This is a genomic window from Sulfitobacter sp. S223 (assembly GCF_025143825.1).
Taxonomy (GTDB): domain Bacteria; phylum Pseudomonadota; class Alphaproteobacteria; order Rhodobacterales; family Rhodobacteraceae; genus Sulfitobacter.
Window position 1 is genome coordinate 2,696,923 of record NZ_CP083560.1, and the last position, 12,972, is coordinate 2,709,894.

General features: G+C 57.5%; 12 protein-coding genes and 1 pseudogene. 7 read left to right on the forward strand and 6 right to left on the reverse strand.

Annotation, left to right across the window (positions count from 1 at the left end; genetic code table 11):
- Positions 1-4: 4 nt before the first annotated feature.
- On the reverse strand, positions 5-1,306 hold the full coding sequence (locus tag K3757_RS12825; RefSeq protein WP_259996072.1) for a cytochrome c: 1,302 nt from the start codon (positions 1,304-1,306) through the stop codon (positions 5-7).
- Positions 1,307-1,554: 248 nt separating this feature from the next.
- Complete coding sequence (locus K3757_RS12830) at positions 1,555-3,042, reverse strand: DegQ family serine endoprotease (protein ID WP_259996073.1); 1,488 nt, start codon at positions 3,040-3,042, stop codon at positions 1,555-1,557.
- A 231-nt stretch (positions 3,043-3,273) separates the two neighbouring features.
- On the opposite strand from K3757_RS12830, the gene K3757_RS12835 reads away from it, so the two are divergent.
- A complete protein-coding gene (locus K3757_RS12835; RefSeq protein WP_259996074.1) occupies positions 3,274-4,602 on the forward strand; it encodes an aspartate aminotransferase family protein in 1,329 nt (442 codons plus the stop codon).
- A 117-nt stretch (positions 4,603-4,719) separates the two neighbouring features.
- Here K3757_RS12835 and hflC read toward each other — a convergent pair whose 3' ends face one another.
- The 4 genes from hflC to rpiA all read right to left on the reverse strand — a co-directional run bounded on the left by hflC (position 4,720) and on the right by rpiA (position 9,087).
- Complete coding sequence (hflC, locus tag K3757_RS12840; protein ID WP_259996075.1) at positions 4,720-5,619, reverse strand: protease modulator HflC; 900 nt, start codon at positions 5,617-5,619, stop codon at positions 4,720-4,722.
- Positions 5,619-6,845 carry an FtsH protease activity modulator HflK gene (hflK, locus tag K3757_RS12845; RefSeq protein WP_259996076.1) on the reverse strand — a complete coding sequence of 409 codons (1,227 nt, stop codon included), beginning with the start codon at positions 6,843-6,845 and terminating at the stop codon, positions 5,619-5,621. Before hflK ends, hflC begins: the two co-directional genes overlap by 1 nt.
- 80 nt (positions 6,846-6,925) lie before the next feature.
- Positions 6,926-8,287: a glutathione-disulfide reductase gene (gene gor / locus K3757_RS12850; RefSeq protein ID WP_259996077.1), complete on the reverse strand. Its 1,362-nt coding sequence runs from the start codon at positions 8,285-8,287 to the stop codon at positions 6,926-6,928.
- A gap of 11 nt (positions 8,288-8,298) precedes the next feature.
- The gene (gene rpiA / locus K3757_RS12855) at positions 8,299-9,087 is read right to left on the reverse strand and encodes a ribose-5-phosphate isomerase RpiA (protein WP_259996079.1); all 789 of its coding nucleotides are present in this window, start codon (positions 9,085-9,087) and stop codon (positions 8,299-8,301) included.
- A gap of 606 nt (positions 9,088-9,693) precedes the next feature.
- On the opposite strand from rpiA, the pseudogene K3757_RS19130 reads away from it, so the two are divergent.
- The 6 genes and pseudogenes from K3757_RS19130 to K3757_RS12880 all read left to right on the forward strand — a co-directional run.
- A pseudogene (locus tag K3757_RS19130) lies at positions 9,694-9,780 on the forward strand (hypothetical protein); the annotation flags it as partial.
- A 23-nt stretch (positions 9,781-9,803) separates the two neighbouring features.
- Positions 9,804-10,130 (forward strand): hypothetical protein, encoded by a 327-nt coding sequence (locus tag K3757_RS12860; RefSeq protein WP_259996081.1) that lies wholly within the window; start codon positions 9,804-9,806, stop codon positions 10,128-10,130.
- A gap of 139 nt (positions 10,131-10,269) precedes the next feature.
- A complete protein-coding gene (locus K3757_RS12865; RefSeq protein WP_259996083.1) occupies positions 10,270-10,524 on the forward strand; it encodes a hypothetical protein in 255 nt (84 codons plus the stop codon).
- The gene (locus tag K3757_RS12870; RefSeq protein WP_260001261.1) at positions 10,525-10,764 is read left to right on the forward strand and encodes an isoprenylcysteine carboxylmethyltransferase family protein; all 240 of its coding nucleotides are present in this window, start codon (positions 10,525-10,527) and stop codon (positions 10,762-10,764) included.
- Positions 10,765-10,839: 75 nt separating this feature from the next.
- A complete protein-coding gene (locus K3757_RS12875; RefSeq protein ID WP_259996085.1) occupies positions 10,840-11,541 on the forward strand; it encodes a glutathione S-transferase family protein in 702 nt (233 codons plus the stop codon).
- On the forward strand, positions 11,541-12,914 hold the full coding sequence (locus tag K3757_RS12880) for an L-serine ammonia-lyase (RefSeq protein ID WP_259996087.1): 1,374 nt from the start codon (positions 11,541-11,543) through the stop codon (positions 12,912-12,914). Before K3757_RS12875 ends, K3757_RS12880 begins: the two co-directional genes overlap by 1 nt.
- The last annotated feature ends 58 nt before the right edge of the window (positions 12,915-12,972 follow it).

Genomic DNA, 12,972 nt, shown 5'->3' on the forward strand with positions numbered 1-12,972 from the left:
GGTATTAGTGCGATTTAGGACCGTTTTCACGGATATCGGCTACTGTGGCGGTAAGTTCGGGCCACGCAGGACGGTTCGCCCGCTTGTCGCGCAGATAGGCGGAGACGGCTGCAACCTGCTCATCGTCAAGCGCGTTGCGGAAACCCGGCATCACGACACCCGCCATGCCTTCTGGCCCGTTGACCCCATCCAGAATTACGTGGATCAGGTTGTTGGGTGTCTCAAGATTGGTAGCAGAGTTAATGCCCAGATCAGGGCGACCCTGCATGATCTGCTCCGCATTGTAATGGCACGAGGCGCAGGCTGTTGCGTACAGGCGTTCTCCCAGCTCGCGGCGATATTGAGGATCTGGCCGGTTGTTACGCAGGCTGGCCAGCACCACTTCGCTTTGGGCGGGATCATCGTCTGTCGCGCCAACTTGATCCGCCAGATAAATAGCAAGTGAGTCGATGTCGCTTTCGGGGAGATCACGTACACCCTCATGCACAACCGGTCCCATCGGGCCGGCAGCGATGCCATGATAGCTGGTGACACCTTCCATCAGGTACGATTTGAATTCCGGCGCAGTCCAAGCAACGGAAGACGGGTTCTCCGCTGTAAGCGCAGGCGCAATCCAGCGATCAATCTCGGCTCCGGCATATTGCTCTGATTGCTTTTCCGCCCCTACGGCGTTGCGCGGCGTGTGGCACGCGCCACAGTGTGTCAAACCCTCAGCCAGATACGCTCCGCGATTCCACTCTTCTGAATGGTCCTCATCGGCCTCATAGCGGCCTTGATCCACAAACAGCATCTTCCAGCCAGCCTGAAGAATGCGCTGATTAAGCGGGAATGGCAGCTCGTTCTCTTTCTGGACGGTTTTGACGGGCTCAACCTCTGTCATGATGTAGGCATAGATCGCGTCCACATCTTCGTCGGTCATTTTGGTGAAATGGTCGTAAGGAAATGCCGGAAACAAATGGCGGCCTTCACGGTCCACGCCTTCGTGCATGGCACGGCGGAACGCTTCTTTTGAATAGGTGCCGATGCCGGTTTCAACATCAGGTGTCAGGTTGGTAGAGTATAGCGTACCGAACCCCGTCTCCATGGCGTAATTGCCGGCATACGGCTCTCCGTCGGCAGCGGTATGACAGGTTGCACAATATCCCGCAGAAGCAAGCACACGCCCTTTTTCAACTTCCTCAGGGGTAAACTCAGCCAGCTGCGCAGTCGTGATCGGATCGATAGGGGATTTGTAGGCATAAAGACCGAAACCAACTGCGCCGCCTACCACTACAGCAAGCCCTCCTAGGATGAGATTTCTTGCCATGTGCCAGTTTCCTTCGGTCTTTAATGCCTGTGGCCGCGCGCCCACAAAGACGGTGTTAGTGTGGCAAAACAACAAACCAGCAATCGATCCGTTCCATAGATCGTGAAATAAATCAGAAGTTTCCCTGGCGCCGCCAGAAAGCTGGACGGTCCAGTATGACGCAAGCCCGGTGGGATCACTGCATGTCCCTGCCCCAAAACGCAAAAGGCGCCCATGAAGGGCGCCTCAAGCATTAAGGGTTCGACAGATTATTCTTCGTCGAGCGTCAGTGCGACAAAGCGGGGATCACCTGCACGGCGCACAAGGATCAACAACGATTTGCGCCCTGCTTCGCGTGCGGCATCAATGCGCGCATTCAAATCATCAATGGTTTTGATCTCCTGCTGGCCCGCTTCGGTGATGATATCCCCAGCCCGCAAGCCTTTTTCAAACGCTTCGGAGCCTTCCTCGACCTCGGTCACAGCCAACCCTTCCATGTCAACCCCAGCACCAAGTTCTTGACGAATCTCCGGTGTCAGTGGTGTCACGGTCAGACCCAGCATCGACGTTACCATCGGTGCTTCTGAGCTTTCAGGCTCATCTTCAGCTGCAGGCTCCTCATCGCTGTTGGCATCCTCGCGGCGACCAAGAACCACGGCTATTGTCTGGCTTTTTCCTTCGCGCATAACTGTGACGCGCACAGTTGCGCCAACCGGGCTGTTACCCACCTGACGCACGAGGCCGCGGGTATCGCCGACCTCAACCCCGTCGAAGGACAGGATGACATCGCCAGTCTTAAGACCGGCCACTTTTGCAGGGCCTTCGGGAACGTCTGTGATCAGAGCGCCGGTTGCCGACTTGAGGCCCATCGCATCGGCGACGTCCTGCGTCACATCCTGAATGCGTACACCCAGCCAGCCGCGGCGCGTTTCGCCGAATTCCTTCAGCTGGTCGACAACGCGCGTCACAACATTGGACGCCATGGAAAAGCCGATCCCGATGGAACCGCCGTTTGGCGACAGGATTGCCGTATTCACGCCGATCACAGAGCCGTCCATGTTGAACAAAGGACCACCCGAGTTACCACGGTTGATCGCAGCATCGGTCTGGATATAGTCGTCATAGGTGCCGGACAAGGCGCGGTTGCGCGCGCTGACAATGCCCGCCGATACAGAAAAGCCCTGCCCCAGCGGATTACCCATGGCGATAACCCAGTCGCCCACACGGGCCGCGTCGCTATCGCCAAAGCTAACAAAAGGAAGCGGGCGGTCTGCTTCGACCTTCAAGAGAGCGATGTCCGTATTCGGATCGGTGCCGATCACTTTGGCGATCAGCTCAGCCCCTGAAAAGAATTCGATTGTGATTTCGTCAGCCCCGTCAATCACGTGGTTATTTGTGACCACATAACCATCTTCGGAAATGACGAAACCAGACCCCAACGCAGAGGACCGGCGCGGTGCGGGCGCCTCGCCGTCGCCGCGATTGCGGTCTTGGAATTCACGAAAGAAGTCTTCGAACGGCGACCCTTCGGGAACGATACCACGCGGGCCAGTGCGGCCTTCCACCAAAGTGGAAGTGGTGATGTTGACGACCGACGGGCTGATCTTCTCTGCCAGCGGAGCCAGACTTTCTGGCTTGGCCAGTGCCATGACGGTTTGCGCCACCACCATCGTAAGCGCCATCAGCGCAATGATCGTTGCGCGCAGGGCTGGTGAAGGTGCGTTGGCTTTTGTCCGAGCGACCGCTTTGGGCTGCATATATCGTCTCCTGATCGAAAACTGACCCTCTTCGGGGCGATTTTACTTACCGGCAGAGTGCATGGTGACTGCACCAACCGCAATATGAAAGATGTGCCTTCGCGTTCTGATTTCAAGCATTGCTGACAATGCTGTGACGGGCGCAGGCGGTGATTTGAAATTCCGGCACCATAGGATCTCTCATATGCTATAAGAAACAAGACTCACCCGATCTAAAGAAAGCATCCCAGCATGAGCCATGTTCTACGTCGTAGTCTCACAGCCGTACAGCCAAGCATTGTCGGCGGCGAAGGCGCCTATCTGATTGACGACGAAGGCAAACGTTACCTAGATGCTTGTGGAGGGGCTGCTGTCTCTTCTCTGGGCCATGACAACGCAGCCGTGCGCAAGGCGATCTGCGATCAGGTCAACACGCTCGCATTCGCACATACCGGCCTGTTTACAAACCAATGGGCCGAGGAATTGTCGGATTTCCTGGTCGCTCATGCGCCTGCGGGAACAGGAGAAGGGCGCGTGATGTATCTGGGCAGTGGTTCGGAGGCGATGGAGGCAGCACTTAAGCTTGCCCGTCAGTATCACGTGGAGCGTGGGGAAACAGGCCGTGCCCATATCATCGCACGCGCGCCCTCTTATCACGGCAACACGCTTGGCGCGCTGGCCGTGAGCGGACATGCGGGCCGCCGCGCGCCCTTCGCGCCGTTGTTGATCGAGACGCAGCACATTGACGCGACATACAATTATCGGCTGCAGCTTGACGGCGAAAGCGACGCCGATTTCGGTTTACGGATGGCCAACCAGCTTGAAGAAAAGATTCAGGAATTGGGTCCGGAAACCGTCTGTGCGTTTGTCGCAGAACCGGTTGTGGGGGCTTCTTTGGGAACACAGCCAGCGCCCGTCGGCTATTTCAAGCGCATCCGCGAAATTTGCGACACCTACGGCGTGCTTTATATTGCGGATGAAGTGATGTGTGGCATGGGCCGTACCGGCACGCTTTTCGCGCTGGAGCAGGAAGGCATTTGCGCCGACATTACGACGATGGCCAAAGGGCTGGGTGCAGGATATCAGCCCATTGCCGCTGTAATGGCCTCTCAAAAAGTCTGCGATGCGATCATCGCGGGTTCGGGCAAACTTTGGAATGGTCACACCTACATGAGCCACGCTGTCGCGACGGCCGGTGCGATGGCTGTCATGCGCGAAATCGAAACCCATGATCTGTTGGGGTCGGTCCGCAGGCTTGGATCACAGCTTGAGGCCAGTCTGCGCGCACGACTGGGCCAGCATGCGCATGTCGGCGATATTCGCGGGCGCGGATTGTTCTGGACCACCGAGCTGGTAGCAGATCGCGCCACCAAAGCGCCGTTTGACGTGAGCCGCAATATTGCAGGCAAGGTGCAGCAAGCGGCCATGGAGGCGGGCATGATTTGCTACCCAGCCCAGGGCTGTGCCGATGGCACGGCTGGCGATCACGTGTTGTTGGCACCATGTTTCACATCAACGCCAGAAGAAATCGACATCATCGTAGACAAACTGGCAAATGCGATCGATCTGGTAACGGGCTAAACTGCATCGTCGTTAAACGCGGACCAAGGCCCGCGATATTTGCCCACCTTCGTGGCACTAAAAAAAGGGCCGCATTTTCATGCGGCCCCTTTCATAAACTAGACACGCCTGAGCGATTTAGCGCGATTCACCCTCGTCCGAGCGTGAGCCCTGATCCGACCGCAGGTAGTTGAAGAATTCGCTATCGGGTGACAGCACCATGGTGGAGTTGTCGCCTTTCAGCGATTCCTCATAGGCTGCCAACGAGCGATAGAATTCAAAGAACTCCGGGTCTTTGGAATAGGCTTCCGCAAAGATGCGGTTACGCTCGGCGTCTGCCTCACCTTCGATGATACGCGCATCGCGGCGTGCTTCCGAGATGATCTCTTCGAAAGTACGGTCTGCAAGGGCCGTCACACGTTGCGCAGCTTCGCGACCACGGGCGCGTTCGTCTGTCGCTTCGCGTTCCCGCTCGGCGATCATCCGTTGCAGCGTCGCGTCAAAGTTCTGCTCCGGCAGGTTGGTCTGGCGCAAACGCACGTCCACCACCTTGAGGCCCAGCGCATTCGCACGTGCGTCAGAACGAACGCGGATCTGGTCCATAAGTGCGGAACGCTCTGGCGACAGGATCGTGTTCGACGTCACACCCTGACTACCAAGCACCGCACGGATCTGGGATTCCAGAATACCGCTCAGATCGTTTGCCGCACGGGTTTCACCACCAGAACCAACAGCCTGACGATACTGAACCACATCATCAATGCGGTAGAGCACAAAAGCGTCAATCTCCAGACGACGGTCATCGGCAGGCGTGACTTCGATCACAGGGGTTTCCAACGTCAGGATACGGTCCTCAAAGCGCACGACCTCATCGATCATGGGGACTTTGAAGCCCAGACCGGGGTCGGTGATGACCTGTTTGATCTGGCCAAAGCGCAGCACAAGCGCCTTTTCACGCTCATCAACCACAAAGATCGAGGACAGCACCGCGGCCCCGATGATCGCGACAATCGGGATCAGAAAGCTGGTCTTATTCATCAGTTGTTCCCTCCGCTGCGTCGCAGCTCATTAAGTGGCAGATAGGGGACAACGCCCTGCCCGCCATTGGCGCCGGTTTGCGATTCAAGAATGATCTTGTCTACGCCGCCAAATACTTTCTCCATCGTTTCCAGATACAGACGCTTGCGCGTCACTTCCGGCGCTGCGGCATATTCGGTCAAGACCGCCTCAAAGCGGCTTGCTTCACCGATTGCACCGTTGACTTCGCGTGCGCGGTAACCTTCGGCAGCTTCCAGCAGCTTGGCGCTTTCACCACGTGCTTCAGCCGTTTTCTGGTTGGCGTAGGCGTCCGCCTGACGTTCCAGACGGTCACGCTCTTGCTCGGCAGCTTGTACGTCCCGGAACGCGTCCACAACGGAAACCTGCGTAACCGCGCCATTTGCCGCTGTTACGCTGACAGTACGGCTTGGTGGGTCAACCTTGTTTACGTTCACGCGCAGAACGTTGATGCCGGTTTTACGGTTGTCCAAAGTATTCTGGATAAGCTCTTTGACCTGCTCTTCGACCAAACCACGATCGCGGTTGAGGATCGGGGCCAGTTCGGACTGTGCAATTACTTCGCGCATGGCCGATTCAGAGATTGCACGCACAGAAGCTTCGGGATCGCGGAGCGAAAACTTGAACTGCTCTGCATCCTTGATGTTCCAAACCACCTGAAAGTCGATATCGACGATGTTCTCGTCCGTTGTCAGCATCAAGCCGTCATTGTCACCACTGCCACGGCTCACACCCAATGTTTCGGTGCGGTTGGTGGTGACGTCAAACACTTCGGCTGTGACAACGGGCCACGGCGCAAAGTTCAAACCCTCGGTACCAATTCCCGAAAACTTGCCGAGGAACAGTTCGATCGACTGCTGTTCGGGACGTACTGTGTAAGTGGAGGCAAAGAGCCATGCAGATACTGCCACCAGCACACCGATGCCGACGGTCCCGCGCGTCAACGCCGGCCCTCCTTCGCCACCGCCGCCTGAACCGCCCGTTCCGTTAGAACGGCCACCGCCGCCCATCAGAACGCGCAGCTGTTCCTGGCCCTTTTTAACCAGTTCGTCGATCTCGGGGATCGGTGGTTTTTCACCGCCGCCCCTGTTACCACGGTTGCCGCCCTGATTGCCGCCCCCCTGATCTCCACCGTTGTTGCCGCCGCCCTTATTGCCGCCGCCTGAATTGCCACCGCCGCCCCAAGGACCGCCTGTGTTTCCAGCCATATTTATTTCCCTCTTTAAGTCGCCCCAATGCGGAGCAGGCTTTTCGTCTTAAGTGTAAACTGGGCGTTTACACGTTGAATTCAAGATGTACGCACCGGTGTACGCATTGTTACCAGTTCTTCTGCCATCGTCGGATGGACTGCACACGTCTGGTCAAATTGCTCTTTTGTTGCGCCCATCTTGATCGCAATACCCGCGAGCTGGATCATCTCGCCCGCCTGCGGTGCGACGATATGACAGCCCAAAACGGTCCGGTTCTTTTTGGACACGACCAGCTTCATCATCACACGGTCTTCACGCTCCGCAAAGGCCGTTTGCATCGGCTTGAAGGACGTCGCGTAGATCTCGATCTCTTCTTGCTCGCGCGCGGCTTCCTCAGTCATGCCGACTGTGCCCATTTCAGGCTGTGTGAATACGGCTGACGGGATAAGGTCATGATCGACCGGCGTCGGCTTGGCACCAAATACTGTTTCGACAAAGGCCATCCCTTCGCGGATGGCAACAGGTGTAAGGTTCACGCGGTCCGTCACATCACCGATAGCATAAATCGACGGAACGCCTGTCTGGCTGTATTCATTAACCTCTATAGCACCGTTGCGCCCCAGCTTTACGCCGACTTCTTCCAAACCCATGTTGTCGGTGTTGGGTCGGCGTCCGGTTGCGAAGAACACCTTGTCGAACATCTTTTCATTGCCCAGCGTTGACTTGACGCAGATACCGCCATCGCGCTGATCCATCTCAAGGATGCTGGCACCGGAGTGCATACCAACGCCGCGCATACGCATCTGTTCGGCGACCAGACCGCGGGCTTCGTCGTCAAATCCGTTCAGAATCTGGCCGCCGCGGTAATACATCGAAACGTCCACGCCCATGCCATGCAGGATGCAGGCGAATTCACAGGCGATATAGCCGCCCCCAACAATCAACATGGACCGCGGAAGTGCATCCATGTGGAAAATATCGTCAGAGACAAGCCCAAGTTCTCCGTTTTCGAGCTCGGGGCGCACGGGGCGGCCGCCGGTCGCGATCAGGATATGTTTTGCTGTCTTTTCCTCACCGGTGGAAAGGGTCACGGTGTGCGCATCCTTGATGGTGGCACGGGCATCGAATTTCTCAACGCCCGAATTATCAAGCAGCTTGCGGTAGATACCTTCAAGACGGTCCAGCTCATTGCGCATTTTGCCAGAGAACAGGTGCCAGTCGAACGGACCGTCGTTGATCTCCCAGCCATAGTTACGCGCATCGGCAAACAAGTCACGGTAGGAGGAAGCAAAGACCATCAGCTTTTTGGGAACACAGCCACGGATGACACAAGTGCCGCCATAGCGGTCCTCCTCGGCGAGACCGACTTTTACGCCGTATTCACTTGCAGCCACACGCGCGGCACGGACGCCACCTGAGCCACCACCGATGACAAATAGATCATAATCAAAATCGCTCATATACTGGCCTCTCAGTCGCTCAGGTCGGAAAACAGGTTATCACTTTCAACGAAATCAAGCCGCTCTGTGTCGACTGTGCCCTCGTTGATATCACGCACTTCCACCTTGCCATCGCCATAGCCAATCACAACGGTGTCACAGATGTCGATGAACAGACCGTTCTCGACAACACCGGGCATCTGGTTAATCACCAGTGCAAGCTGGCGCGCATTGCCGATACGGTTCAGATGGAGATCGAGGATATAGTTGCCCTCGTCAGTGTGAAAAGGTCGCTGACCATTCATGCGCAGGGTGCTGCTGCGGCCCAGCACGTCCATTGAGATCAGCGTTTCTTCGACTAGTGCCTGCGTGGTTTGCCAGCCAAAAGGGATCACCTCAATCGGAAGCGGGAAGGCCCCCAGATGCTCAACCTCTTTGCCGATGTCTGCGATCACGATCATTTGGTCACTGGCCGTCGCCACGATTTTTTCTTGCAGCAACGCGCCGCCGCCGCCTTTGATGAGGTTCAGATCACCGTCAAACTCATCCGCCCCGTCGATGGTGATATCAAGCCATTTTGCCTCATCAAGCGAGATGACCTCGATCCCCACTTCGCGGGCCAATTGTGCCGTGCGGCTAGACGTGGGGACCCCGCGAATTTTCAAGCCGTCGTCGCGGACCATCTCACCCAGACAGCGCACAAGCCATGCCGCCGTCGATCCCGTTCCGAGGCCGACGCGCATACCGTCTTCTACAAACTGCGCCGCGCGCTTGGCAGCCACAAATTTCGCTTTGTCGATCGGTGAAAGGTCTCCGGACATGGGGCAGCTCCCTTTGAAGTATCCCAGCGCTTATAGGAAAGATGCGCGCGGGGTGCGAGGGGCAAATATATCCCATTCATCACGTCATCATGATCCGGCAGCACCAGGGCGTTTTCAACCGTCTGAGATGTGGCAATCGAGACCTATCTTGCATGTCCAAGCTTCACCTTTTGAAAACAGCTTAACTTAACACAGAGTTGTTTAATGAATGGATTGTTTAAGTGACGGAAGTCAGCCTTCCGGGCCTTCCCGCCCCACCCTTGCCTCAAAACACTGTACTGATAGATGCCCGCCAGCTTCTCGGGCCAAAATATGCCACCTTCGGGCGTCTTGTCCCCGCGTTCAAAATGCAGGCGTTGACATGCGGCGCGCGTTTATACCGCCGGAGTGGTATGCTCAGGATCACGGATGGGCCGACCGGATGGCCGACTACCTGCCCGCAGCCACACAACTATTTATCGACCCTGCGACGGCAACGCTGGCTGACGCAGTGCTGCGCGCCGATCAGGTTGATAAAATTGTCACCGTGTCCTCAACCGGCATCGCCACCCAGCGCTTGAGGCGCAGGCTGCCCGTGCGATCGGGTTTCGTGCCGATGTTTCCCGCTTGCCGGTGTTCCACCTTGGCTGTGCAGGCGGCCTCACAGGATTGTCGATCGCGCGCGGGCTTGCCTTGGCAGAGCCAGATAAGACAGTCTTGTTGGTCGCGGTTGAGCCATGCAGCCTGTCATTCCGCACAGACCGACTGCAAAAAGCGGACATCATTGCCACGGTCTGTTCGGCGACGGCGCGGCAGCGGCTGTTCTGCGTGCAGGCAGCCGCGCGATCACTCTGGACGCCGGACAAGAGCATATGCGGACCGACACATCGGCCATAATGGGCTGGGATCTGGATAGCACCGGCCTTGGTGTCCTCTTCGAACGCTCGACCCCGGAATTTGTGCAACAGCACTTCCTAGGTGCCGTGACCACAATGCTGGAAGCCGCAGGTGAGCCTTTTGAGAACATCACCCGATTTGTCTGCCATCCCGGCGGCGCGTTCTGAAGGCCGCAGGAAATATGTCAGCGCCGACGGTATTGTTATTGATGAAAGACGTTCTGGCGCAGGGTCACGCCGGCCGAATGGCGCTTGCGGCACTTGGCCCAGGATTTACGGCATCTTGCATGCCCTTCACTGTAAAGGCATGACTATACCAGTTCCCACCGCGCTATTTCTCGGCTTTATCATTCTGCAACGCTTGGGCGAGCTGGTGATCGCAAAGCGCAACACCGCTGCCCTTATGGCACGCGGCGCGCATGAGGTGGGGGCGGGCCACTATCCAGTGATAGCGGCAATGCACAGCGCGAGGGTACCGGCGCTGGTGGTGTTTGGATGGTCCCAGCCGGTGCATCTAGGCTGGCTTGCACTTTATGCGTTGCTACAAGTCTTTCGCATCTAGATACTTGGCACCCTCGATAGGCGTTGGACAACGCGCGTTATTGTTTTTGAAGGCGAAACACTGGTTGCGCGCGGCCCGTTTCGCTATTTCCGTCACCCCAACTACATACTTGTAGTGGCAGAGATCATCGTGGCGCCGATGGTTCTGGGGCTATGGTGCGTTGCTGTGGTTTGGACGGTGCTTAACGCGCTGATGCTTGGCCACCGCATCAGGGTCGAGGACAATGCCCTGCGCGGATGACCCGCTGCCCGAAATGCGCGCCACAGGGTCGCTTTCAGGCGTGCGCACACAGCCGCACACGGGCAGATACATGCCATGAGCTACGTTCTACATTACGCGCCTGACAACGCTTCATTGATCATCCGCCTTGCATTGGAGCATCGTGGCCTGCCGTACCGCAGCCAACTGGTGGACCGTGCCGTTCAGGGCCAGCGCGCTCCGACCTATCTCGCGCTCAATCCCAACGGGCTGATACCTGTTCTGGAAACCCCGCAGGGGCCGTTGTTCGAGACAGGTGCGATCCTGCTATGGTTGGGCGATACCCACGGCGGGCTGGGCCCCGGCCCAACAGATCCCGCGCGCGGAAATTATCTGAAGTGGTTGTTCTTTACGGCGAACACCCTGCATCCGGCCCTGCGGATGATGTTCTATCCAGACAAATACATCGGTGGTGAACCCGCCCACCAAAAGGCGCTCCGGACGGGTCTGCAAGGTCAGATCATGGCTGCATTGGACCTGCTTGAAGTAACTGCAGCGGCGCGACCTGACTGGTTGGGGGCGACAGCGCCAACAGGTCTGGATTTCTACATTGCAGCTTGTTTACGCTGGTGCTCTCTGTATCCGGTTGGTGCCGCGCGGGACTGGTTCAAGACTGATCGCCTGCCCGCGCTGATGCAGATGGCCAGCCATCTTGAGGCTCTGCCCTGCACCGCCGCACTAAAATCTACCGAAGGTCTGGGGCCGACGCCCTTTACCTCTCCGACTTACGCCAACCCGCCTCATGGGAGTGCAACCTGATGTTCTTGTCTGTTTTCGATATGTTCAAAGTGGGGATTGGTCCGTCCTCCTCACATACCATGGGGCCGATGGTTGCCGCCGCGCGGTTCCTTGATCAGATGCGGGCGTCTCCGTTTCATTTTGGCGGATTACGGGCATCGCTGCACGGCAGTCTTGCGTTCACCGGCGTGGGGCACGCTACGGATCGCGCAACGATTCTTGGTCTGTCTGGCTTCACGCCCGAAAGCTACGATGCTGAAAAAGCCGAAGAGGTCCTGCAAGAGATCGCGGACACGCACATAATCAACGCGCCGGATCTGCCGCCGCTTAACTTCAACCCCAAACGGGATCTGGTGTTTGATTACGACGCCCCGCTGGACGGTCACGCAAACGGGATGATCCTGATGGCCACGGATGCGCAGGGCGATGTCACGATGCGGCAGGTCTATTATTCCATCGGCGGCGGCTTTGTCATGACGGCAGAAGAGCTTGCCGCAGGCAAAGACACCGACGAAGGCGCGCCTGTCCCCTACCCCTTCAAATCAGCCGCCGAAATGCTGGAGATGGCCAACGGGTCGGGTAAAACCATCGCCGCGATGAAGCGCGCCAACGAGGAATCGCGCGGCGGCGCCGACCATCTCCGCGCAGGTTCCAAACGCCTTTGGCAGGTGATGAACGATTGTATCAACCGCGGGTTAGAAACCGATGGCATCCTGCCCGGTGGCCTCAACGTCAAGCGCCGCGCCAAGGGCATCCATCAGGCACTGCTGGCAGAGCGCGGGCTGAACCAGTCCGCACCGCACACGATCAACGACTGGATGAGTGTGTACGCCATGGCCGTGAACGAGGAAAACGCCGCAGGTGGCCAAGTGGTGACAGCCCCGACCAACGGCGCCGCCGGCGTGATGCCTGCCACATTGCGCTACTACCTCGATCATGTGCCGGGGGCCTCCGAAAGTCATATCGAAGACTTCCTTCTGACCGCCGCAGCTATTGGCGGTTTGGTGAAATTCAACGCGTCGATCTCGGGTGCAGAAGCCGGCTGTCAGGCCGAGGTAGGTTCGGCAGCGGCCATGTCTGCGGCGGGATTGTGCGCGGTAATGGGCGGCACTCCTGAACAGGTGGAGAATGCCGCAGAAATCGCATTGGAGCATCATCTGGGCATGACATGTGACCCAGTGCGCGGCCTTGTTCAGGTTCCTTGCATTGAACGCAATGGTCTGGGCGCGATCAAGGCTGTCTCAGCCGCGTCGCTTGCTCTGCGCGGCGACGGCACCCATCTGGTACCTCTAGACGCTTGTATTGAAACCATGCGCCAAACCGGCGCCGACATGAGCGAAAAGTACAAAGAAACATCGTTGGGCGGTCTGGCCGTGAATATTCCTAATTGCTGACCCTTGGTCATCAGCGTTTTGCGGGAACAGGATGAGGTCTCAGGCGTTTCATTTGCGA